The organism is Pseudomonas sp. BB438 (assembly GCF_057180225.1).
This window is the reverse complement of the sequence record NZ_CM170001.1, coordinates 4,623,964-4,642,842: the sequence shown is the minus strand read 5'-3', so window position 1 is coordinate 4,642,842 and position 18,879 is coordinate 4,623,964. Positions and strand designations below refer to the sequence as shown.

General features: G+C 65.5%; 20 protein-coding genes. 8 read left to right on the top strand and 12 right to left on the bottom strand.

Annotated elements, in window-relative coordinates:
• Positions 1-77: 77 nt before the first annotated feature.
• Positions 78-914, top strand: a complete 837-nt coding sequence (locus AC1ZV1_RS21230; protein ID WP_484293483.1) for an enoyl-CoA hydratase/isomerase family protein — start codon at positions 78-80, stop codon at positions 912-914.
• A 19-nt stretch (positions 915-933) separates the two neighbouring features.
• Here the strand turns inward: AC1ZV1_RS21230 and AC1ZV1_RS21225 are convergent, their stop codons facing one another.
• Together AC1ZV1_RS21225 and AC1ZV1_RS21220 are read right to left on the bottom strand one after the other, a co-directional pair.
• Positions 934-1,200: a hypothetical protein gene (locus AC1ZV1_RS21225; protein ID WP_484293482.1), complete on the bottom strand. Its 267-nt coding sequence runs from the start codon at positions 1,198-1,200 to the stop codon at positions 934-936.
• Between the two features lie 250 nt (positions 1,201-1,450).
• Entirely contained in the window at positions 1,451-2,173 is a 723-nt protein-coding gene (locus tag AC1ZV1_RS21220) for an RNA pseudouridine synthase (protein WP_484293481.1), read from the bottom strand.
• Between the two features lie 104 nt (positions 2,174-2,277).
• Between AC1ZV1_RS21220 and AC1ZV1_RS21215 the strand changes: the two genes are divergently transcribed.
• Positions 2,278-2,901 carry a hypothetical protein gene (locus AC1ZV1_RS21215; RefSeq protein WP_484293480.1) on the top strand — a complete coding sequence of 208 codons (624 nt, stop codon included), beginning with the start codon at positions 2,278-2,280 and terminating at the stop codon, positions 2,899-2,901.
• A gap of 12 nt (positions 2,902-2,913) precedes the next feature.
• Here AC1ZV1_RS21215 and AC1ZV1_RS21210 read toward each other — a convergent pair whose 3' ends face one another.
• The 3 genes from AC1ZV1_RS21210 to AC1ZV1_RS21200 all read right to left on the bottom strand — a co-directional run bounded on the left by AC1ZV1_RS21210 (position 2,914) and on the right by AC1ZV1_RS21200 (position 5,097).
• On the bottom strand, positions 2,914-3,522 hold the full coding sequence (locus AC1ZV1_RS21210; RefSeq protein ID WP_484293479.1) for a DUF4893 domain-containing protein: 609 nt from the start codon (positions 3,520-3,522) through the stop codon (positions 2,914-2,916).
• A gap of 56 nt (positions 3,523-3,578) precedes the next feature.
• Entirely contained in the window at positions 3,579-4,688 is a 1,110-nt protein-coding gene (locus tag AC1ZV1_RS21205) for an AI-2E family transporter (protein ID WP_484293478.1), read from the bottom strand.
• 208 nt (positions 4,689-4,896) lie between these two features.
• Positions 4,897-5,097 carry a hypothetical protein gene (locus tag AC1ZV1_RS21200; RefSeq protein ID WP_024765957.1) on the bottom strand — a complete coding sequence of 67 codons (201 nt, stop codon included), beginning with the start codon at positions 5,095-5,097 and terminating at the stop codon, positions 4,897-4,899.
• 157 nt (positions 5,098-5,254) lie between these two features.
• Between AC1ZV1_RS21200 and AC1ZV1_RS21195 the strand changes: the two genes are divergently transcribed.
• The gene (locus AC1ZV1_RS21195; RefSeq protein ID WP_484293477.1) at positions 5,255-7,024 is read left to right on the top strand and encodes an ABC transporter transmembrane domain-containing protein; all 1,770 of its coding nucleotides are present in this window, start codon (positions 5,255-5,257) and stop codon (positions 7,022-7,024) included.
• A gap of 111 nt (positions 7,025-7,135) precedes the next feature.
• Positions 7,136-7,972, top strand: coding sequence for a CvfB family protein (locus AC1ZV1_RS21190; RefSeq protein ID WP_484293476.1), 837 nt, complete (start codon positions 7,136-7,138; stop codon positions 7,970-7,972).
• Between the two features lie 4 nt (positions 7,973-7,976).
• On the opposite strand, the gene AC1ZV1_RS21185 is transcribed toward AC1ZV1_RS21190, so the two are convergent.
• The 3 genes from AC1ZV1_RS21185 to AC1ZV1_RS21175 all read right to left on the bottom strand — a co-directional run bounded on the left by AC1ZV1_RS21185 (position 7,977) and on the right by AC1ZV1_RS21175 (position 10,641).
• The gene (locus AC1ZV1_RS21185; RefSeq protein WP_484293475.1) at positions 7,977-8,390 is read right to left on the bottom strand and encodes a DUF5064 family protein; all 414 of its coding nucleotides are present in this window, start codon (positions 8,388-8,390) and stop codon (positions 7,977-7,979) included.
• A 76-nt stretch (positions 8,391-8,466) separates the two neighbouring features.
• Positions 8,467-9,897 carry an arginine-ornithine antiporter gene (arcD, locus tag AC1ZV1_RS21180; RefSeq protein ID WP_484293474.1) on the bottom strand — a complete coding sequence of 477 codons (1,431 nt, stop codon included), beginning with the start codon at positions 9,895-9,897 and terminating at the stop codon, positions 8,467-8,469.
• Positions 9,898-10,086: 189 nt separating this feature from the next.
• On the bottom strand, positions 10,087-10,641 hold the full coding sequence (locus AC1ZV1_RS21175) for a magnesium transporter (protein ID WP_484293473.1): 555 nt from the start codon (positions 10,639-10,641) through the stop codon (positions 10,087-10,089).
• A gap of 238 nt (positions 10,642-10,879) precedes the next feature.
• On the opposite strand from AC1ZV1_RS21175, the gene def reads away from it, so the two are divergent.
• Positions 10,880-11,419 (top strand): peptide deformylase, encoded by a 540-nt coding sequence (gene def / locus AC1ZV1_RS21170; RefSeq protein WP_484293472.1) that lies wholly within the window; start codon positions 10,880-10,882, stop codon positions 11,417-11,419.
• A 117-nt stretch (positions 11,420-11,536) separates the two neighbouring features.
• Here the strand turns inward: def and AC1ZV1_RS21165 are convergent, their stop codons facing one another.
• Positions 11,537-12,394, bottom strand: coding sequence for a MurR/RpiR family transcriptional regulator (locus AC1ZV1_RS21165; protein WP_484293471.1), 858 nt, complete (start codon positions 12,392-12,394; stop codon positions 11,537-11,539).
• 186 nt (positions 12,395-12,580) lie between these two features.
• On the opposite strand from AC1ZV1_RS21165, the gene zwf reads away from it, so the two are divergent.
• Genes zwf through AC1ZV1_RS21150 form a run of 3 tightly spaced genes read left to right on the top strand, consistent with a single transcriptional unit; the run spans position 12,581 to position 15,418 of the window.
• On the top strand, positions 12,581-14,050 hold the full coding sequence (gene zwf / locus AC1ZV1_RS21160) for a glucose-6-phosphate dehydrogenase (protein WP_484293470.1): 1,470 nt from the start codon (positions 12,581-12,583) through the stop codon (positions 14,048-14,050).
• Positions 14,037-14,753 carry a 6-phosphogluconolactonase gene (gene pgl, locus AC1ZV1_RS21155; RefSeq protein ID WP_484293469.1) on the top strand — a complete coding sequence of 239 codons (717 nt, stop codon included), beginning with the start codon at positions 14,037-14,039 and terminating at the stop codon, positions 14,751-14,753. The genes zwf and pgl overlap by 14 nt, the downstream gene beginning before the upstream one ends.
• Positions 14,754-14,770: 17 nt before the next feature.
• A complete protein-coding gene (locus AC1ZV1_RS21150; protein ID WP_484293468.1) occupies positions 14,771-15,418 on the top strand; it encodes a bifunctional 4-hydroxy-2-oxoglutarate aldolase/2-dehydro-3-deoxy-phosphogluconate aldolase in 648 nt (215 codons plus the stop codon).
• A gap of 146 nt (positions 15,419-15,564) precedes the next feature.
• Here the strand turns inward: AC1ZV1_RS21150 and AC1ZV1_RS21145 are convergent, their stop codons facing one another.
• The 3 genes from AC1ZV1_RS21145 to AC1ZV1_RS21135 all read right to left on the bottom strand — a co-directional run bounded on the left by AC1ZV1_RS21145 (position 15,565) and on the right by AC1ZV1_RS21135 (position 18,855).
• On the bottom strand, positions 15,565-17,397 hold the full coding sequence (locus AC1ZV1_RS21145) for an ABC transporter ATP-binding protein (RefSeq protein ID WP_484293467.1): 1,833 nt from the start codon (positions 17,395-17,397) through the stop codon (positions 15,565-15,567).
• Between the two features lie 76 nt (positions 17,398-17,473).
• The gene (locus tag AC1ZV1_RS21140; protein WP_484297597.1) at positions 17,474-18,034 is read right to left on the bottom strand and encodes a peptidylprolyl isomerase; all 561 of its coding nucleotides are present in this window, start codon (positions 18,032-18,034) and stop codon (positions 17,474-17,476) included.
• 29 nt (positions 18,035-18,063) lie between these two features.
• Positions 18,064-18,855: an alpha/beta fold hydrolase gene (locus AC1ZV1_RS21135; protein WP_484293466.1), complete on the bottom strand. Its 792-nt coding sequence runs from the start codon at positions 18,853-18,855 to the stop codon at positions 18,064-18,066.
• Positions 18,856-18,879: the final 24 nt, after the last annotated feature.

The window sequence follows — 18,879 nt, the reverse complement described above, 5'->3', positions numbered from 1 at the left end:
ATTCCGCGAATCGATAGTGCTGGGGCGCCCTGTGCGCCCCAGCGCATGCTCGGACCTTCGCACTGGAGGCCCCATCGATGAGCGACTACCGCACGTTCACCCGTGAAGACCGCGACGGCGTTGCCGTCGTGAGCTTCCGTCACCCGCCGATCAACCTGGTCGATCGGGCCATGGTCATCGACCTGTTGCACCTGGCCGATGAACTGGAGCGCGATGCCGACATTCGCGTGGTGCTGTTTCGCAGTGCCAATCCGGACTTCTTCCTCGCCCACTACGATCTCGGCAGCCAGCTGGATGCGCCGCCGATGAAACTGCCCGCCGGCATGGCCAGCCCGCTCAGCGCGCTGTTCAGTCGATTCAGCCGGTTACCGCAGGTGACCATCGGCGAGCTGCGCGGCAGGGCGCGTGGGGCCGGCAGTGAATTCCTCCTGGCGCTCGACATGCGCTTCGCCTCCCGCGAGCGCGCGTTGCTCGGCCAGCCGGAAGTGGCAGTCGGCCTGTTGCCCGGCGCGGGCGGTACGGTGCGCCTGGCGCAGTTGCTGGGGCGGGGCAGGGCGCTGGAGGTCTGCCTGGGCGGCGAGGATTTCGATGCGGCGACGGCGGAGCGCTACGGCTGGATCAACCGGGCGCTGGCGGACGCAGAGCTGGAAGGGTTCTGCACGGCGCTGGCGCTGCGTATCGCGGCCTTCCCGGCTGCGGGCATCGCCCATGTGAAAGCGGTGGTGGAGCAGGTGACGGCGGCGGATCAGGCGGCGTTGGTGGAGGAGTCGCAGCGCTTCGTCGGGGACATGTCCGCAGCGGCGACGCTGGAGCGGGTGCGCTGGATGATGGACAACGGCGGTCAGCGCGACGGGGGGCTCGAGCGTGATCTGGGGGCCGCGCTCGGGCGCTACCCGCAGGCGGTCTCGGACTGACTCGCTGGCGAGGACCGACTCACGCGGTCTTCGCCAGGATCGGATCGTTCGCCACCGCGACCACTACGGGCCGGGCCAGCTGGTGTTTCACCGCCGGACGCGGCTGACGGCTGACCGACGGACGACGATCGGGAATGACCACGGCCGAGCCTGGCGAGCGCAAGGTCAGCACGGCGATACCGCTGAGCAGCAGGACGGTGGCCAGTACCACGCTGGCCAGGGCGATGTAGAGCAGCAGCTCCACCAGGGAGCCGACGAGCAGCAGGAAATCGAGAATGACTTGCATGATGGTGTCCTCTTGACGATCCGTCGGGGGCGATAGTCGCGGGTAGCTCGTTCGCCCCTGCGGCCCGACTGCGGGGCCGGCGAATCTCCTGCCAGCGAGTTGATGGGGCAACGATGCCGCGCGCGGACTATCAAGAGAACTGAATGCGTCGACTGTTCACTATCGACGCCATCGATAGCGGCTGTAAGCCGCATAGCAGAGCGGCGCCCGGGCTACTCGCGGGCGCCTGCGACCTTGGTCGGGTAGACGCTCAGAACTTCTCGCCCGGCTGCAGGAAGCGCCACTGACCGGCTGGCAGCTTGCCCATGGCCACGCCGCCCAGGCGCAGGCGGCGGATCGACAGGGCGTGCAGGCCGACTGCGCGGCACATCGCCGCGATCTGCCCGGGGCGGAACTGCTTGCCGGCGAAGCGCAGGCGATTCTCGCTCTGCCAGCTGACCTTCAGCGGCGGCAGCTCGCGTCCGTCGATCACCAGGCCGCGGCACAGGCGCTTCAGGCCATTTTCGACGATCTGCCCGCTGACCTCGACCACGTACTCGTGCTCGATGTTGTCCGCCTCGTCCACCAGCCGGCGTTGCACGCCGCGGCTCTGGGTGTAGACCAGCAGGCCGCTGGCGTCGGTCTCCAGCACCGTGGTGTTGAGCTGGTGGCCGAAGTGTTTGCGCAGCAGGCGCTGCTGCAGATTGTCCTCGGCCCAGCGCTTGTCCGGCGTCAGCAGCTGCTGAGCGGAGTTGGCGCCGTTGCCACTGCCTAGGCCGACCGGCTTGTGCACGAGGAGGGTCACTGGCGGAATCGGGTCGGGAGAGGCGCCAGGCAGCAGTTCGATACGCTGGGTGTCGACCTTGAATTGGGGTTCTTCCACGCGCTGGCCGTCCACCGTGACCCAGCCTCCCTCGATGTACAGCTCGGCTTCGCGGCGCGAACAGGGCAGCAGCTCGGCGAGGCGCTTGGAGAGGCGGATGGCTTCGGGCATGTCGGGGAACCAGGCAGGGGAAAGCCGCCATTGTAACCGCAAGCCAGCGGAATGATCCGTGCGGTGTCCGGTCACAACCTCAGACTCCACAACGAGGAAGCGCGATGCGGATCTCCCTGATCGACGGCCTGGGCTGGGACCTGGACGAGCACGGCAGTGGCGGGCTGACCAACCGGCGTGGTGAGAAGGTGCATCTGCGCCAGGGTGACATGGACGGTGCCTGCGGACCGTATTGCCTGGTGATGGCCATGCTCGCCCGCAATCAGTTGGGGCGGCGACAAGCCAAGGGGCTGGCGCCGGTGGATTCGCGCACCCGCTACGGGCGGCTGATGGAGGCGCTGAACGAGCACGAGACGCTGGTGCGCGTCGGCACCACGGGCGCAGACCTGCTGGAGCTGCTCAAGGTCATCAGTGACAAGGAGTACCGTGTCGAGCGCGGCAATGGCACGCGGATGGTGGCGCTGACCCGGCGGCACCTGGAGGAGAACATCCCGGTGGTGCTGGGCTTCCATGGCCGCAAGGACAGCGATATCCGCCACTGGTGCCTGGCGGTCGGGATGAGCGATGACGCCTTCTTCCTGCTCGACCCGGCCCATGATCTTCAGCGCGGGTTGGCCTGGAATGCAGTGCTCACCACCCAGGCCCATGGTTCGCGCTTTGGTTATCGCTACCTCAACGCGAAGGGTACCTGGGCGGTGACGCTCAAGGAGATGGTGGCGCTGCTCTGAGTCCTTGCAGGCTCAGCGGGTGAAGCGGAACAGGTTGTAGCCGCCGAGCTGTTCGGGCACCAGCAGCACGAAACCGTCGTGCGAATTGCGCACTACGCCGACGACATCGGTCTCGCGCGCCGCTGTCTGGTCCAGCCCGCTGTAGCTGACCTGCGGGTCGTCGTTCACCGAGGCGCCGCCAACGAACACCAGTTGCTTGTCATCCAGGCGCTGCAGGTAGCCGCTGATGCGCTGCGAGCCGCTGGTCTTTTCCAGGAATAGGCCCCTGGGTGTCTGGTGCACCGTGCACGTGAAGTTCGGGTAGCCGTACAGCGCTTCCGCTTCGAGCTGTACCGAGCGGCATTTCCAGTTGCCAGTCAGTGCGCTATCCGCGAGCGGTTCCGGGTCTTCCAGGACGATGCGGTAGAGGTTCAGGGCTTCATTGCGGGTGGTTTCGTCTTCACTCTGCTGGAGCTGGTCGAGCAGTTGCTTGACCTGCGAGTCGAGTGTAGTCAGGCGTTGCTGGTCGGCGGCGTTGACTACCGCCGGCCATACGGTGGTGGTGTCGTCGGCGAAAGCCAGCGGGGAGAGCAGCAAGCCCGCGGCAAGCAGTGCGGCGGTAAGTGAGCAGTGTTTCGACATCGTGCGCATTCCATTGCTGAGTAAGCGCCCGCGCCTCAGGGCCGCGGGCGAGGGGGCTAGGGAGCCGGCTCCACGGGGGAGTCGACGGGCGGCGCGACAGGCGCCTCGCGTTCGTGAACCCAGGACATGAACAACTCGTAACCCAGGGCCAGCACCACCGGACCGACGAACAGGCCGATGATGCCGTTGCTGAGCATGCCGCCCAGGGCGCCGATCAGGATCACCGCCATCGGCACCTTGCTGCCGCGACCGAACATCAGCGGCTTGAGCACGTTGTCCGAGAGGCCGCCGGCGACGGTCCAGACGGTGAACAGGATAGACACCAGCAGCGAATCGTTGGTCATGAACACGTAGGCGATCGCCGGCAGGGTGATCAGCACCACCGGCAACTGGGTGATGCCCAGCAGCAACACGCCCAGGGCCAGCAGGCCGGCGCCGGGGATGCCCATGACGATGAAGCCCAGGCCGAGGATGAGCGTCTGGATGAAGGCCACGCCCACCACGCCCTGGGCCACTGCACGAATGGTGGCGGTACACAGCTCGGCCAGGCCTGGACCACGATCCGGTCCGGAGATGCGGATGGCGATGTCGCGGGAGGTGCGGCTGCCCAGCGTGCCGTAGGCCATGATGATCCCGGCGATGACGAAGGCGGCGAGGAACTGCATCAGCCCCATGCCGACGCCTGCCGCCTGCCCGGCGACCTTCTTCGCTACGCCCTGCAGGTGCGGCGCCAACTGGTGCGCCACGCCCATGAAGTCGGTGGCCACGCGATGCCAGAAGGGATAGACGTACTGACCGATCACTGGCCAGTTCTGCACCGAGTCCGGCGGCATCGGCACCTGCAGGGTGCGGTTCTGGATGGCATGCACCAGGTCCCGCACCGAGTCGGCCATGGACAGCCCGATCACCACCACTGGCACCAGCAGGATCACCAGGCCCAACACCACGATCAGGCTCGCCGCGCTGTTCGGGCGGTCGCCCAGCCAGCCGCTGAGCAACTGGTGCATGGGGTAGAGGGTGATGGCGAGGATCACCGACCAGAGCATCAGGTCGAGGAAGGGATGGAAGATGCGGAAGCAGAACACGGCCAGCAGCAGGATCAGGCCGGCGCGGATCAGCACATCGAGCAGGTTGCGCGACAGCAACTTTTCCGGAGAGGGCAGCATGGGGTGCTCCTTGCGAGTGGCCTGGGGTTGGCCAAGTCCTGACTATCGGCGGACTCTGCCCCAGTGCACGGTGCGGAGGCAATACGGGACGGTCGGAATTGCGGAGGCTTTGGTGTAAAGCGGGGTACAACGCGGGAGGGGAACGCCGGGAGGGTGACGCAGAGAGGGCGGGCAGCCTGCCGGTAGCCGGCAGGCCTGCCTGCGAATATTACTTCTTGCCGAGACTGATGTGGCGGCTCGGTGCACCGTAGTTTTGACCAGTCACGCCCTTGGCGATCTGCTGGATCTCACCGCCGGAGTTCAGGAAGGCGGCGATCTGGGCTTCCAGAGCTTCGCTGGTCGCGGTAGCGGCTGGAGCTTTGGGGGCGGCTTTCTGGCGGGTGGAGGGCTTGGTAGTCATATCTGCCATACCTGTCTGCGCAAATTGGCCGCCCATTGTACATCAAACGAGCACCTCTCGGGGCGTTTATGGAACGAACGGTCCCATCGCCCTGCCCGCAACCTCTTTCGCGCGGCGTATGGCGGCGGTGCTACCCTCTGCCCATTCCGGCCGTACAGAGCCTGCCATGTCCCTGTTGTCGTCCCGTCAGCGCAACGCCCTGCGCCTAGCCCGCTCGTTTCTTGCACCGTACCGCTGGCGCGCCCTCGGGGCCCTGCTGGCGCTGCTGTTCACCGCCGCCATTACCCTGTCCCTGGGGCAGGGCATCCGTCTGCTGGTGGACCAGGGCTTCATCACCCAGTCCGAACAATTGCTCAGCCGTGCCATCGGTATCTTCTTCGTGCTGGTGCTGTGCCTGGCGGTGGGTACGTTCGTGCGTTTCTACCTGGTGTCGTGGATCGGCGAGCGCTTCGTGGCCGACGTCCGTCAACGCGTGTTCGATCACCTGATCGAGCTTCACCCCGGCTTCTACGAGAACAACCGTGCTTCGGAGATCCAGTCGCGCCTGACCGCCGATACCACGCTGCTGCAGTCGGTGATCGGCTCCTCGCTGTCCATGGCGCTGCGCAACGTGCTGATGCTGCTGGGCGGGGTGATCCTGATGTTCTTCACCAACGCCAAGCTGACCAGCATCGTGGTCGCTTCGTTGCCGCTGGTGATCGCGCCGATCCTGCTGTTCGGCCGCCGCGTCCGCAGCCTTTCACGGCTCAGCCAGGACCGCGTGGCGGACGTGGGCAGCTATGTCGGCGAGTCCCTCGGCCAGATCAAGACGGTGCAGGCCTACAACCACCAGGCGCAGGACCGCGCGCGCTTCGGCCGCACCGTAGAAGACGCCTTCGACACCGCGCGCAAGCGCATCACCCAGCGCTCCTGGCTGGTCAGCGTGGTGATCCTGCTGGTGCTTGGCGCCGTCGGCGTGATGCTCTGGGTGGGGGGCATGGACGTGATCGCCGGACGCATCAGTCCCGGCGACCTCGCGGCCTTCGTGTTCTACAGCCTGATTGTCGGCATGGCCTTCGGCACGCTGAGCGAGGTGATCGGCGAACTGCAGCGGGCGGCCGGCGCGGCCGAGCGCATCGCCGAACTGCTGCGGGCGAGCAGCGAAATCGTCGCCCCGACCAGCGGCCTGCTGCGCCTGCCCGAGCGCATCGTCGGCGGCATCGAATTGCAGGCCGTGCGCTTCGCCTATCCGTCGCGTCCGGAGCAGTGGGCCATCGACGGTATCGACCTGTGCGTCGAGCCGGGCGAGACCTTGGCACTGGTCGGCCCGTCGGGCGCCGGTAAGTCGACGCTGTTCGACCTGCTGCTGCGTTTTTACGACCCGCAGCAGGGACGCATCCTGATCGACGGCCAGCCCATCGCCCAGCTCGACCCGGCCGACCTGCGCCGCAGCTTCGCACTGGTGTCGCAGAACCCGGCGCTGTTCTTCGGTACGGTGGAGGAGAACATCCGCTACGGCCGGCCCGGCGCCAGCGATGCGGACGTCGAAGCGGCTGCCCGTGCGGCCCATGCCCACGAATTCATTCTGCGCCTGCCGCAGGGCTACCGGACGCACCTGGGCGAGAGTGGTCTGGGATTGTCCGGCGGCCAGCGCCAGCGCCTGGCGATTGCCCGTGCGCTGCTGGTGGATGCGCCTATCCTGTTGCTCGATGAGGCCACCAGCGCCCTGGATGCCGAGAGTGAACACCTGATCCAGCAGGCGCTACCGGACCTGATGCGCGACCGCACCACGCTGGTGATCGCCCACCGGCTCGCGACCGTGCTCAACGCTGACCGGATCGCGGTGATCGAGCACGGCCGCCTGGTGGCGCTGGGGCGACATGCCGAGCTGGTGCTCAGCAGTCCGTTGTACGCGCGCCTGGCCGAGCTCCAGTTCGGCCAGGTGGAACACCTGTAGCGGGCCAATCCCGCGATGCGCGTCGATGACGCACACCCGATCCGGCAACCGGCGGCAGCCATATCGCGGCAATGCGCGTAGAATGCCCGCCCCGTTCACGAGGTAAGCGTCATGGCAGTCATAGGTCGGTTCAATTCGTTGCAGGTGGCCAAGCACACCGATTTCGGTCTCTACCTGGATGGCGAGAGCCACGGCGAAATCCTGCTGCCCAAGCGCTATGTGCCGAAGAACGAACCCACCGAAGTGGGCGACTGGCTCAACGTGTTCATCTACCTGGACAGCGAAGACCGCCTGATCGCCACCACGCAGAAGCCCAAGGTGCAGGTTGGCGGCTTCGCCAGCCTGAAGGTGGTGGAGGTCAACCGTGTCGGCCTGTTCCTCGACTGGGGCCTGCCCAAGGACCTGCTCCTGCCGCACTCGGAAGAGAAACGCCCGCTGCAGGTCGGTGACTACTGCGTGGTCTACGTCTACCTCGACGAGCGCAGCCGCCGCATCACTGCCACCGCCCGCCTGGATCGCTACCTGGACAACGTTCCGGCCAACTACAAGGTCGGCCAGCAGGTCGATCTGCTCGTCGTCGAGCGCACTGACCTCGGCTACAAGGCCATCATCGATGGCAAGCACTGGGGCCTGATCCACAAGAACGAAGTGTTCAAGTTCATGCGCAATGGGCTGCGCGAGACCGGCTACATCAAGGAAATGCGTGCCGACGGCAAGATCAGCCTGAGCCTGCAGCCGGCTGGTGCCGGCCTGTCCGATGCCCTCAGCGAGCAGATCCTCAAGGCCCTGCGCGAAGCCGGCGGCACCCTGGCGCTCAGCGACAAGAGCCCGCCGGAGCTGATCGCGCAGCAGTTCGGTGTCAGCAAGGGCAACTTCAAGAAGGCCATCGGCGGCCTGTTCAAGCAGGGCCTGATCGTCATCCACGACGATCGCATCGACCTGGCCTGACGCTTCAGCCGCGCCCGCGGACGATGGACTCGGCCACCGCGCAACGCGGCTCGGCCGGGGCCAGCGAGCCCATGCGCTGCAGGTCGACCGGCGTGCCGGGCTTGGCTTTCAACTGACGACGCAGGTCGTCGAACACCCGGTCATGTTCCTTGCGAAAGCGCAGCACCGGCCCGCGGCAGACCCGCAGGCCGTGGCGACGCAGGATGCGCGTGGCGCTGCCGGCGAAATTGAAGGCGAGGTCGCCGGGCAGGTCGAAGCCATCCTTGAACGGCTGGCCGTCGATCTCACCCTCCAGTTCGAACTTCACCGTGGCGTCGCGGCTGGCTGCGTTTTCCACGCTGTAGCGCAGGTGGATGCGGTATTGCTGCTGGTCGATCCCAGCGCTGGAGTGGAGGGTGACCTCGGTGGGCGTGGTCATTCTTTTTCTCCTGAACAGCACGTTGCTCCATGAAAAGCGAAGCCCGCGGCCTGAGCCGCGGGCATCGGGCCGAGCTTCAGATGCTCAGCTCGCCCGCATACAGACCGTAGCCGGCGGCCAGGGTCGCGGCCAGCAGGATGGCGAAGATCAGCCATTCCGCCTTACTGAACACACGCTCGCCGCGCTCGCGCTTGGCCATGATGAACAGCACCACGCCCGGGGTGTAGAGCAGTGCCGAGAGCAGCAGATGGTCCATGCCGCCGGCGTACACCAGCCACAGGCTGTAGATGAGGGCGATGGCGCCGATTACCAGGTCCTTGCGACGCTCGCGCAGCAGGCCTTCATAACCTTCGCCGCGCAGGCTCAGCAGCACGGCGTAACCGGCCGAGAACAGGTATGGCAGCAGCGCCATGGAGGCAGCCAGGTACACCAGGCTGGTGTAGGTGCTGGCAGCGAACAGGGTCACCACCAGGAAGACCTGCACCGTGGCATTGCTCATCCACAGTGCGTTCACCGGCACATCCTTGTCGTTCTCGCGGGCGAGGAATCTGGGCATGGTGTGGTCGTGGGCGGCGGCGAACATGATCTCGGCGCTGAGCAGGATCCACGCCAGCAGCGCACCGAACAGCGAAACGATCATGCCGGCGATGATCAGCACTGCACCCCAATGGCCGACCACGTGCTCCAGCACATAGGCCATCGACGGGTTGGACAGGCCGGCCAGCTGCGCCTGGTTCATCATGCCCATGGACAGCACGTTCACCAGCACCAGCAGCGCCATTACCGAGACGAAGCCGATCACCGTCGCGGTGCCGACGTCCGAACGCTTTTTCGCGTGGCCGGAGTACAAGTTGGCGCCCTCGATGCCGATGAACACCCAGACGGTGATCAGCATCATGTTGCTCACCTGGCTCATCACACTGTCGAAATCGACGTGGCCATGGCCCCAGAAGTCGGCGGTGAACAGGTCCATGTCGAACGCCACCAGGCCGATCAGGATGAACAGCACGATGGGCACGACCTTGGCGACCGTGGTGACCTGGTTGATGAAGGCCGCCTGCTTGATCCCGCGCAGGATCAGGAAGTGCAAGCCCCACAGCAGCAGGGACGAGCACGCGAAGGCGATGACTGTGTTGCCTTCGCCGAACACCGGGAAGAAGTAGCCCAGTGCGCTGAAGATCAGCACGAAGTAGCTGACGTTGCCGAGCATGGAGCTGATCCAGTAGCCCCAGGCCGAGTTGAAGCCGATGTAGTCGCCAAAACCTGCCTTGGCATAGGCGTAGACGCCCGCGTCCAGTTCCGGCTTGCGGTTGGACAGGCTCTGGAATACGAAGGCGAGCATCAGCATGCCGATGCCGCTGATGGCCCAGCCGATCAGCACGGCGCCGGGGCTGGCGCTTTTTGCGACGGTTTGCGGCAGCGAGAAGATGCCGCCGCCGATCATGGAGCCGACCACCAGCGCGGTGAGCGCGGCGAGACCGAGTTTCTGGTTGGGCGATGTGGACATTTCCCAGCCTCCTGAAATGAGTGGATTCGGATATTTTCGAATCCGTCCAGAGGCGCTCGGCTGACTTATATCAATAGCAGGCTAACGGTTTCTGAATATGGCCTGAACAGGATTTTCATTGCTCATCGACACGCAGGGCGCTGGCCGCGGGTCGTTCAAGCCACGGTGGGTCTATTTGCTGGCGACGCGCTACATCATGTGGCGGAAGCGGTTCCAGGTCTGCTCGACGGACAGCCACCAGGTCGGCATGGCATTGCCGAAACCGGCGATCTCCAGGCGCGGATGGTGGCGCACCACCATGTCCAGCACCGGCTCCTGCTCGGGCTTCACGTCGACGAAGAACACATGCCGGCCTTCATGCAGGTTGTCCTGGAAACGGCGCACGTCGCCGCTGGGACGTTGCAGCCCGAAGAAGCTGCTTTCCCACAGACTGAAGCCCAGCAGCACCGCGGCGAGAAAGAACACCGGAATCCAGCCGGCTGCCGTCTGCGTCCAGCCGCTCAGGTAGCCGACAGCCAGGACCATCACGGCCAGCACGGCACCGATCATCAGGCCAATCTTGCCCCAGTGCAGCACGTCCTTCTTCATCATCGAGGGCACTTCGTGGAGACGGTGCTCCTGCAGTTCCGCGTCGCTGTCGCTGAGTACATGCATCTGTTCGATGCCGATGCCGCTTTCACTCAGTTCCTGTTCGACCTGCTCCAGGTCGTCCAGGTTGTCGCTGATGTAGTAATGCCTGTTCATGACGAACCTCCCGCCCCCTCGGAATGAAAGATCCCCCAAGGTTTGAACGCCATCTGCCGTGAAATTCGGCAAATACCCGTCGTTCGATGGTTGTCGTCGCAGGTCAGTCTAACACTGCGCCGCTGCGGGCTCCGGGGGGCTGCCCGGCGGTCGCGGGCTTGCCAGAGCGACCAGGTAAGCCGAGGATGCAGCTCTCTTTGGAAGCAGCCGCTGCCACTCAGCGGCGAACGAGGCCGAGATGATCCGCGAGATTCTCAAGATGGGCGACGAGCGCCTGCTGCGCATTGCCCCGCCGGTGCCCGAGTCGATGATCGGCAGCACCGAATTGCTGCAACTGATCGACGACATGTTCGAAACCATGCACCACGTCGGCGGCGTCGGCCTGGCTGCCCCGCAGATCGGCGTTGACCTGCAGTTGGTGATCTTCGGTTTCGAGCGCAGCGAGCGCTACCCCGACGCCCCGGCAGTGCCGCCGACCATCCTGCTCAACCCGGTGATCACACCGCTCGGCGAGGAGTTGGAGGAGGGCTGGGAAGGCTGCCTCTCGGTGCCGGGCCTGCGCGGTGCGGTGAACCGCTACCAGCGCATCCGCTACCAGGGCATCGATCCGCAGGGGCAGCCCATCGATCGCACCGTGGAGGGCTTCCATGCCCGCGTGGTGCAGCACGAATGCGACCACCTGATCGGTCGCCTGTACCCCTCGCGCATTACCGACTTCAGCAAGTTCGGCTATACCGAGGTGCTGTTCCCGGGGCTTGATCCGAACGCGGATGACTGATCGGCGGACGGGTGCAGGGATCACCCTGTCGGGGCGCGCCGCTCTTTAGAGGCGCAGGGGTTAACGGTGCGTGGGACGCGATGGCGGGCATGGCCCGCTCCTGCGCTGGGGGAGGGCTCAGTCTTCCTCGTCGAGCTGGTAGCGCGTCGGTACCAGACTCTCCTTGATCCTGCGCAGGTGCGGCTGGAAGTCCACGCCGCGGCGCAGGGTCACGCCCGTGGCGAGCACGTCGAGCACGGTGAGCTGGATGATCCGCGAGGTCATCGGCATATAGATGTCGGTGTCCTCGGGCAGCGGGATGTCCAGGCTCAGGGTGCTGGCGCGGGCCAGCGGCGAGTCGGCGGCGGTCAGGCCGAGTACCGAGGCGCCGTTCTGCCGCGCCAGGTGCGCCACGTCGACCAGTTCGCGGGTGCGCCCGGTGTAGGAAATCACCACGAACAGGTCGCCGGTGTGCGCCACCGAGGCGATCATCCGCTGCATGAGCACATCGCTCTGTGCCGACACGGCGAGGTTGAAGCGGAAGAACTTGTGCTGTGCGTCCAGCGCCACGGAGCTGGATGCGCCAAGACCGAAGAAGTGGATCTGTCGGGCCTGGATCAGCAGGTCCACGGCGCGGTCGATGACCTTCGGGTCGAGCAGCTTGTAGGCGCTGTCCAGCGAGGCGATGGTGCTGCTGAAGATCTTCCGCGTGTAGGCCTCGGGCCCGTCATCGGCGGCCACCGCCTGAGTCACGAAGGCGGCGCCGCTGGCCAGGCTCTGCGCCAGCTGGATCTTCAGCTCCGGGTAGCCGCTCATGCCGAAGGAGCGGCAGAAGCGGTTCACCGTCGGTTCGCTGACGCTGGACGCCTGGGCCAGCGCGGCGATGCTGAAGCGCGTGGCCTGCTGCGGGTCGCGCAGGATGATCTCGGCGACCTTGCGCTCGGCCTTGTTCAGCTCTTCCAGACGGCTCTGGATCTGCTCCAGCAGGTTTTTCATCCGTGCTCCTTGGGCAATCGACGGTTGACCGGTTGGCTACGGTCAGCGGCGCTATCCTAACGTCAGGCCGGCAGGCGACCAACAACGGTGCAAAGCGGCAAAAATATGTTGTTTAATTACTACATATTTGTCTTAATGCCGGCGTAGAAGGCTAACTATCGTTCAAAATTTGGTTGGTAACAACAAATGCCTGAAGTCCGCGTTCTGCCCTGCACCCTCGCGCTGTTCGGCGCTCTGGGTGATCTTGCCCTGCGCAAACTGCTGCCGGCGCTCTACCAGCTCGACCGCGAAGACCTGCTGCACCGCGATACCCGCATTCTCGCCCTGGCCCGCGACGACGGCGCCACCGAGGCTCCCCTGGCGACCATCGAGCGCCGCCTGCGCCAGGCCGTGCCGGCGAAGGAATGGGACGAAACCGTCTGGGCCCGCTTCCAGGCGCGCCTGCATCACCTGAGCATGGATTTCCTCGATGCCGGTTCCTACCAGGCGCTGGCCGAGCTGGTGGGTGAGGAGAGGACCCTGGTCGCCTACTTCGCCACCGCGGCCTCGGTATTCGGCGGCATCTGCGAGAACCTGGCCGCCGCCGGCCTGGCCGAACGTACCCGGGTCGTCCTGGAAAAACCCATCGGCCATGACCTGGAGTCGTCCCGCGCGGTGAACGACGCGGTGGCGCGCTTCTTCCCGGAAAACCGCATCTACCGGATCGACCATTACCTGGGCAAGGAGACGGTACAGAACCTCATCGCGCTGCGCTTCGCCAACAGCCTGTTCGAGACTCAGTGGAACCAGAACCACATCTCCCACGTGGAGATCACCGTGGCCGAGAAGGTCGGTATCGAAGGCCGCTGGGGCTATTTCGACAAGGCCGGCCAGCTGCGCGACATGGTGCAGAACCACCTGCTGCAGCTGCTCTGCCTGATTGCCATGGACCCGCCGGCAGACCTCACCGCCGACAGTATTCGCGATGAGAAGGTGAAGGTGCTGCGCGCACTGGAGCCGATCGCGCCCGAGCAACTGGCGACCCGCGTGGTGCGCGGCCAGTACACCGCGGGTTACATCGACGGCAAGGCGGTGCCCGGTTATCTCGCCGAAGAGAACGCCAATCCCAACAGCGATGCCGAGACCTTCGTCGCCCTGCGCGTGGATATCCGCAACTGGCGCTGGTCCGGCGTGCCGTTCTACCTGCGTACCGGCAAGCGCATGCCGCAGAAGCATTCGCAGATCGTCATCCACTTCAAGGAGCCGCCGCACTACATCTTCGCGCCGGAGCAGCGCTCGCTGATCAGCAACCGGCTGATCATCCGCCTGCAACCGGACGAGGGCATTTCCCTGCAGGTGATGACCAAGGACCAGGGCCTGGGCAAGGGCATGCAACTGCGCACCGGCCCGCTGCAACTGAATTTCTCCGAAACCTTCCAGACCGCCCGGACACCGGATGCCTACGAGCGGCTGTTGCTGGAAGTCACGCAAGGCAACCAGAACCTGTTCGTCCGCAAGGATGAGATCGAGGCCGCCTGGAAGTGGTGTGACGGCCTGATCGACGGCTGGGGCCGCCTGGGCGAAGAGCCCAAGCCCTATCCGGCCGGAAGCTGGGGGCCGCAGGCCTCGGTTGCCCTGATCGCACGCGACGGGAGGGACTGGTATGGCGATCTTTGAACCCAAACTGGCTGAAGGTATGGCCTGGAAGACCTGGAACAACGCCGCCGAGCAGGCTCGCGGCCTGGCCGACGCGGTAGCCGATGCGCTGCGCGAGGCATTGATCGAACGCGGCCGTGCGCTGCTGGTGGTGTCCGGCGGGCGTAGCCCGGTGGCGTTCCTGGAGGCATTGAGTGGCGCGGTGCTGGACTGGTCGAAGGTGGCCGTCAGCCTTGCCGACGAGCGCTGGGTGCCCGAGTCGCACCCGGACAGCAATGCCGGCCTGCTGCGCCGTCACCTGTTCAAGGGCGCGGCGTCCAAGGCGCAGTTCATCGGAATCTATCAACCCGCGGCCAGCCTCGAAGAGGCCGCCGACAAGGCCGATCGCTACCTGCATGAACTGATGCTGCCGATCGACGTGCTGGTGCTGGGCATGGGCGATGACGGCCATACGGCGTCACTGTTCCCCGGCAGCACCAACCTGGTCGAGGCGCTCGACCCGGCCGGCACTCGCCGTTGCCTGCCGATGTGGGCACCGACCGTGCCGCATCAGCGCCTGACCCTCACCCGAACTGTGCTGCAAGGCGCGCGGGTGCAGATCCTGGCGATCCAGGGCGAGTCCAAGCTGGCCACCCTGAGCCAGGCGCTCAGCGATAACGATGACCAGCGCATGCCGATCAATGCGTTCCTGCGTTCACCTCTTTCGATCCACTGGTGCCCCTGAGGCCCGGAGTTACCGCAATGTCTGAACAACACATCCAGCAGATCGATGCCCTGGCGCAGCGCGCGCGCATCCTGCCGGTGATCACCATCGACCGCGAGGCGGACATCCTGCCCATGGCGGATGCCCTGGCAGCTGGCGGTATCACCGTTCTGGAAGTGACCTTGCGGACGTCGCTGGGCCTCACCGCGATTCGCCAGTTGAGCGAACAGCGCCCGGAGCTGATCGTCGGCGCCGGGACCGTGCTCGACCCGGAAACCTTCGCCCAGGCTGAGGCGGCGGGGGCGACGTTCATCGTCACGCCCGGTTGCACCGATGAGTTGCTGCAGTACGCGGTGACTCGCCCGGTGCCGCTGCTGCCTGGCGTGGCCACCGCTTCGGAAATCATGGCGGCGTACCGCTATGGCCTGCGCCGTTTCAAGCTGTTCCCGGCGAAGGTCGCTGGCGGCGTGGAAGCGCTCAAGGCGTTCGGCGGCCCGTTCCCGGACGTACGTTTCTGTCCCACCGGCGGCGTCGGTCCGGACAACCTCAATGACTACTACCGGCTGGCCAACGTGATGTGCGTGGGTGGCAGCTGGATGCTGCCCAAAGCCGCCATCGACAGCGGCGACTGGGCCACGGTCCAGCGCCTGAGCCGCGAGGCGCTGGCGCTTCTGGATACACACTGAGCTGTCCTGATCTGGACATGCCCGGCCTTGTGCCGGGCTTTTTTATGGGCGCTTCTGCGGCTGAACGGTGTTGCGCGCGAACACCCCACGACGCGGGACTGTTCACGAAAGGACCGGGCGTGAGTCCCGATGTTGCCAGGGCGGCTTCAATCCACCCCGACGAACCCTCCCGTCTGGTGCCGCCACAGCCGCGCATACAGCCCGCCATGGGCCAGCAACTCGGCATGGCTGCCACTCTCGACCACACGGCCGTGCTCCAGCACCACCAGCCGATCCATGCGCGCGATGGTGGAGAGTCGGTGAGCGATGGCGATCACCGTCTTGCCCTGCATCAGGCTCTCGAGGCTCTCCTGGATCGCCGCTTCCACTTCCGAGTCCAGCGCCGAGGTGGCTTCGTCGAGGATGAGGATCGGCGCGTCCTTGAGCAGCACGCGGGTGATCGCGATGCGCTGGCGCTGCCCGCCGGAAAGCTTCACGCCGCGCTCGCCGACGTGGGCGTCGAGGCCGAAACGTCCCTCTGCATCGCTCAACTGCGGTATGAACTCCGAAGCGCGGGCCTTCTGGATTGCGTCCTGCAACTCCGCTTCGCTGGCGTCCGGGCGGCCGTAGAGCAGGTTGGAGCGGATCGAGCGATGCAGCAGCGAGGTGTCCTGGGTGACCATGCCGATTTGCGCGCGCAGGCTTTCCTGCGTCACCTGGGCAATGTCCTGGCCGTCGATCAGGATGCGCCCGCCCTCCAGGTCGTAGAGGCGCAGCAGCAGGTTCACCAGGGTCGACTTGCCGGCGCCGGACGGGCCGACCAGACCGATCTTCTCACCGGGACGCACGGTCAGGTCGAGGCCGCTGATCAGGCCGCCGCCCTTGCCGTAGCTGAAGTCCACCTGGTCGAAGCGCACCTCGCCGCGGTTCACCACCAGCGGTTTGGCGTGGGGGACGTCGATTACCTGGCGGGGCAGGGCGATGGTCTGCATGCCGTCCTGTACCTGGCCGACGTTCTCGAAGATGCCGCCGACCACCCACATGATCCAGCCGGACATGTTGTTGATGCGAATGACCAGGCCGGTGGCCAGGGCGATGGCGCCCACCGAGATCAGCGACTGGGTCCACAGCCACAGGGCCAGGCCCGTGGTGCCGGCGATCAGCAGGCCGTTGAAAATGGTAATGGTGACGTCCATCGAGGTCACCACGCGCCCGGCGCGCTGGGCCTTGCGGGTCTGGTCGTCGATGGCTTCGCGGGCGTAGTCCTCTTCCTGGCGCGTGTGGGCGAACAGCTTGAGGGTGGTGATGTTGGTGTAGCCGTCGACGATGCGCCCCATCAGCTTGGAGCGCGAATCCGAGGCGGCCACCGAGCGGCTCTTCACCTGCGGCACGAAGTAGGCCAGCGCGCCGACGTAGCCGACTACCCAGAGCACCAGCGGGATCATCAGGCGCCAGTCGGCTTCGGCGAACAGCACCAGGGCACTGATGGTGTAGATCACCACGTGCCAGATGGCGTCGACCACCTGAACGGCGGAATCGCGCAAGGAGTTGCCTGTCTGCATGATGCGCTGGGCGATGCGCCCGGCGAAGTCGTTCTGGAAGAAGCCCAGACTCTGCTTGAGCACGTAGCGGTGGTTCTGCCAGCGGATCAGGTTGGTCATGCTGGGGTTGATGCTCTGGTGCACCAGCATGTCGTGCAGGCCGTTGAACACCGGGCGCAGGATCAGCGCGACCACGGCCATCCAGATCAGCTCGCGACCGTGCAGGGTGAAGAAGTCGGCAGGGGCGGTGCCCTGGGCAAGGTCGACGATGCGCCCGAGGTAGCTGAACAGCGCGACTTCGATCAGCGCGACGATCAGACCGACGAAGAGCAGGGCGAGGAAGACCGGCCAGACCTGGCGCAGGTAATAGACGTAGAAGCGGATGACGTCAGAGGGCGGCATGCGCTCGGGGACGTCGCGGAAGGGATCGATCAGACGCTCGAAACGACGGTAAAGCATGATGGCTCTCGGTTGTGTCGGCGAGCCCGTCCTGGGCTCGCCTTGAATGGCCTCCGTCAGCCGTGGTTCCGCAGAATCACAGACGCTTGGCGGAGAGGATGACCACCGGGGTGGTCGGTACGTCCTGGAACATGCCTTTGTTGCCGGTCTTCACGCCGGCGATCTGGTCGACCACGCCCATGCCGCGCACGACCTTGCCGAACACCGCGTAGCCGAAATCGCGGGCGCCGTGGTTGAGGAAGTCGTTCCCGGTCAGGTTGATGAAGAACTGGCTGGTGGCGGAGTTCACGTCGCTGGTGCGTGCCATGGCCAGAGTGCCACGCTCGTTGAGCAGGCCGTTGTCGGCCTCGTTCTTGATCGGCGCCTGGGTGTCCTTTTCTTTCATCGCCTCGGTGAAACCGCCGCCCTGGATCATGAAGTTGGGGATCACGCGGTGGAAGATGGTGCCGTTGTAGAAGCCGCTGTCCACATAGGACAGGTAGTTCTTCACGGAGATCGGTGCCTTGTCGGCGTACAGCTCGATCTCGATTTCGCCCGAGGTGGTGGACAGCAGAACGTGCGGCTTGTTGGCGTCGGCAGCGAACACCGAACCGGCCAGGACCAGGGAGCAGGTGGCGAGCAGGAAGCGTTTGAGCAGGGTCATTTGGCGGATGTTTCCTGAAGGTTCTAGGGATGGTCGACCTGCTCGATGAAGTCGAGCAGGGTGGTATTGAATCGTTCCGGCTGGTCCAGCGGCGTCGCGTGGCGCGAGTCCTCGATCACCACCAGGCGAGCGTTCGGGATGCGCCCGACGTAGGCCTGCTTGAGCGAAACCGGGGTGTAGTCGCGGTCGGCGCTGATCACCAGGGTTGGACAGGTTATGCGCGCCAGGCGTTCCTGCACACCCCAGCCGATGATGGCGTGCAGGCTGGAGAGGTAGGCGCGCTTGTCATTTTGCGGCCAGCGCTGCTGGATCTTGCGGCGCAGCTCGCTCTGTTCGGGCTTGGGGAAGAGCATCTTGCCTAGCGCCTTGCCCACCGTGTCCAGGCCCAGCACATGGGCGAGGAACAGCCGGCGCGCCACTTCCAGGTATTCGCGCAGAGTGCGCGGTTTCACCTCGGGCGCACTGTTGACGATGGTCAGGCTGTTCAGCCGCTCCGGCCAGCGGGTGGCCAGTTCGAAGCCGATCATGCCACCCATGCTGATGCCCACCAGGTGCACGCGGCCCAGGTTCAGGTGATCCAGCAGGGCGACCACGTCCTCGGCGAAAGCGGCGATGCTGTAACGCTGGCGCGGCTTGTCCGACTGGCCGTGGCCGCGGACGTCAAGGGCGATCACCCGGTGACGCTTTTCCAGCTCCGGCACCTGGTATTCCCAGTCACGGGTGCTGGAGCCGAGCCCGTGCACCAGCAGGACCGGCGTGCCGAATCCGCTTTCCTCGTAGTGCAGGCGATGACCGGCGTGGTCGAAGAACGGCATGACGGGCTCCTTGTACGTGCGGCC

What these genes read in the sequence shown, in the direction of transcription:
- AC1ZV1_RS21215 (WP_484293480.1), top strand. Translation starts at nt 2,278, where the DNA reads ATGCGGATCTCCCTGATCGACGGCCTGGGCTGGGACCTGGACGAGCAC.
- AC1ZV1_RS21205 (WP_484293478.1), bottom strand. Translation starts at nt 4,688, where the DNA reads ATGCTGCCCTCTCCGGAAAAGTTGCTGTCGCGCAACCTGCTCGATGTG.
- AC1ZV1_RS21135 (WP_484293466.1), bottom strand. Translation starts at nt 18,855, where the DNA reads ATGCCGTTCTTCGACCACGCCGGTCATCGCCTGCACTACGAGGAAAGC.
- pgl (WP_484293469.1), top strand. Translation starts at nt 14,037, where the DNA reads ATGGCGATCTTTGAACCCAAACTGGCTGAAGGTATGGCCTGGAAGACC.
- AC1ZV1_RS21165 (WP_484293471.1), bottom strand. Translation starts at nt 12,394, where the DNA reads ATGAAAAACCTGCTGGAGCAGATCCAGAGCCGTCTGGAAGAGCTGAAC.
- AC1ZV1_RS21190 (WP_484293476.1), top strand. Translation starts at nt 7,136, where the DNA reads ATGGCAGTCATAGGTCGGTTCAATTCGTTGCAGGTGGCCAAGCACACC.
- AC1ZV1_RS21150 (WP_484293468.1), top strand. Translation starts at nt 14,771, where the DNA reads ATGTCTGAACAACACATCCAGCAGATCGATGCCCTGGCGCAGCGCGCG.
- AC1ZV1_RS21225 (WP_484293482.1), bottom strand. Translation starts at nt 1,200, where the DNA reads ATGCAAGTCATTCTCGATTTCCTGCTGCTCGTCGGCTCCCTGGTGGAG.
- AC1ZV1_RS21200 (WP_024765957.1), bottom strand. Translation starts at nt 5,097, where the DNA reads ATGGCAGATATGACTACCAAGCCCTCCACCCGCCAGAAAGCCGCCCCC.
- AC1ZV1_RS21230 (WP_484293483.1), top strand. Translation starts at nt 78, where the DNA reads ATGAGCGACTACCGCACGTTCACCCGTGAAGACCGCGACGGCGTTGCC.
- AC1ZV1_RS21145 (WP_484293467.1), bottom strand. Translation starts at nt 17,397, where the DNA reads ATGCTTTACCGTCGTTTCGAGCGTCTGATCGATCCCTTCCGCGACGTC.
- AC1ZV1_RS21220 (WP_484293481.1), bottom strand. Translation starts at nt 2,173, where the DNA reads ATGCCCGAAGCCATCCGCCTCTCCAAGCGCCTCGCCGAGCTGCTGCCC.
- zwf (WP_484293470.1), top strand. Translation starts at nt 12,581, where the DNA reads ATGCCTGAAGTCCGCGTTCTGCCCTGCACCCTCGCGCTGTTCGGCGCT.
- def (WP_484293472.1), top strand. Translation starts at nt 10,880, where the DNA reads ATGATCCGCGAGATTCTCAAGATGGGCGACGAGCGCCTGCTGCGCATT.
- arcD (WP_484293474.1), bottom strand. Translation starts at nt 9,897, where the DNA reads ATGTCCACATCGCCCAACCAGAAACTCGGTCTCGCCGCGCTCACCGCG.
- AC1ZV1_RS21195 (WP_484293477.1), top strand. Translation starts at nt 5,255, where the DNA reads ATGTCCCTGTTGTCGTCCCGTCAGCGCAACGCCCTGCGCCTAGCCCGC.
- AC1ZV1_RS21175 (WP_484293473.1), bottom strand. Translation starts at nt 10,641, where the DNA reads ATGAACAGGCATTACTACATCAGCGACAACCTGGACGACCTGGAGCAG.
- AC1ZV1_RS21210 (WP_484293479.1), bottom strand. Translation starts at nt 3,522, where the DNA reads ATGTCGAAACACTGCTCACTTACCGCCGCACTGCTTGCCGCGGGCTTG.
- AC1ZV1_RS21185 (WP_484293475.1), bottom strand. Translation starts at nt 8,390, where the DNA reads ATGACCACGCCCACCGAGGTCACCCTCCACTCCAGCGCTGGGATCGAC.